The 1,970-nt window shown below is 67.1% G+C and carries 1 protein-coding gene; it reads right to left on the reverse strand.

Features of this window, described 5'->3' with window-relative positions; genetic code table 11:
* Positions 1 to 253: 253 nt before the first annotated feature.
* Positions 254 to 1,939 (reverse strand): ribonuclease J, encoded by a 1,686-nt coding sequence (locus tag ACQKIP_RS46145; RefSeq protein ID WP_365866707.1) that lies wholly within the window; start codon positions 1,937 to 1,939, stop codon positions 254 to 256.
* Positions 1,940 to 1,970: the final 31 nt, after the last annotated feature.

Below are 1,970 nucleotides of genomic sequence, written 5' to 3' on the forward strand. Positions count from 1 at the left end.
CTATCAGACTCTTTCGTGTCCGATTTCCTCGGTGCCTTTCCGGTTCCCGCTCCGGCCTTTCGGCTTTCGCGTTTCCCTTTCCGGCGAGTCCGACTTTATCAGAGATTCTGAGTCGGAATTCCCCGCCCCGTTTGGGTGGCTCCGAGCACGTGAGTGCCGGGTGCTTCCCGTTCAGGCGGAGACGTAAACGTACTGGAGCGGGGCGCCCCGATGCAAATCGAGGCGCCCCGCTCCTAGTTCACCCGGTGTCGGGTCAGACCTCGACGACCACGGGAAGGATCATCGGGCGCCTGCGGTAGTTGTCCGAGACCCACTTGCCCAGCGTGCGGCGGATGAGCTGCTGCAGCTGGTGGGGCTCCACGACGCCGTCCTGGGCCGACTTCTCGAGGACCTCCTGGACTCTCGGCATGACGGCGGAGAAGGCCGAATCGTCGATGCCGGAGCCGCGGGCCTGGATGTGCGGGCCCCCGGTGATCTTGCCGGTGCTGGAGTCCACCACGACGAAGACCGAGATGATGCCCTCGTCTCCGAGGATCCTGCGGTCCTTGAGGGAGGACTCCGTGACGTCGCCGACCGAGAGGCCGTCCACGTACACGTATCCCGCCTGGACCTTGCCGACGATCTTCGCCTTGCCCTCGACGAGGTCGACGACGACGCCGTCCTCGGCGATCACGATGCGGTCGTGCGGGACGCCGGTGAGGGCGCCGAGCTCGGCATTGGCGCGCAGGTGGCGCCATTCGCCGTGGACCGGCATCAGGTTCTTGGGCTTGCAGATGTTGTAGAAGTACAGGAGCTCGCCGGCCGAAGCGTGGCCGGAGACGTGCACCTTGGCGTTGCCCTTGTGGACGACGTTGGCTCCCCAGCGGGTCAGGCCGTTGATCACGCGGTAGACCGCGTTCTCGTTGCCGGGGATGAGCGACGAAGCCAGGATCACCGTGTCGCCCTGGACGATGCGGATCTGGTGGTCGCGGTTGGCCATCCGGGAGAGGGCGGCCATCGGTTCACCCTGCGAGCCCGTGCAGACGAGCACGACCTCGTGGTCCGGCAGGTCGTCGAGCGTCTTGACGTCGACCACCAGGCCCGGCGGAACCTTGAGGTAGCCGAGGTCACGGGCGATGCCCATGTTGCGGACCATGGAGCGGCCGACGAAGGCGACCCTGCGGCCGTACTCGTGCGCGGCGTCCAGGATCTGCTGGATGCGGTGGACATGGCTGGCGAAGCTCGCGACGATGATCCGCTTCTGGGCGCCGGCGAAGACGCCCCGGATCACGTTCGAGATGTCGCGCTCCGGCGGGACGAAGCCCGGCACCTCGGCGTTCGTCGAGTCGGAGAGGAGGAGGTCGATGCCCTCCTCGCTCAGCCGCGCGAACGCGTGCAGGTCCGTGAGGCGGCCGTCCATCGGCAGCTGGTCCATCTTGAAGTCGCCGGTGGCGACGACCATGCCCGCGGGGGTGCGGACGGCGACGGCCAGGGCGTCCGGGATGGAGTGGTTGACCGCGACGAACTCGCAGTCGAACGGGCCGAGGCGCTCACGGTCGCCCTCGGCGACCTCGAGCGTGTACGGACGGATGCGGTGTTCCTGGAGCTTCGCCTCGATGAGCGCGAGGGTCAGCTTGGAGCCGATCAGCGGGATGTCCGGCTTCTCGCGCAGGAGATAGGGGACACCGCCGATGTGGTCCTCGTGGCCGTGCGTGAGCACGATGCCGTCGATGTCGTCGAGGCGGTCCCTGATGGACGTGAAGTCCGGCAGGATCAGGTCGATTCCGGGCTGCTCCTCCTCGGGGAAGAGCACTCCGCAGTCGACGATCAGCAGGCGACCGTTGTACTCGAAGACGGTCATGTTGCGGCCGATCTCACCGAGGCCGCCCAGCGGGGTGACCCGCAGGCCGCCCTTCGGGAGCTTCGGCGGGGCGCCGAGTTCAGGATGCGGATGACTCAAAAGACTCTCCTCACCACACGCGCCACGTACC

The organism is Streptomyces sp. NPDC059900 (assembly GCF_050270335.1).
GTDB lineage: Bacteria > Actinomycetota > Actinomycetes > Streptomycetales > Streptomycetaceae > Streptomyces.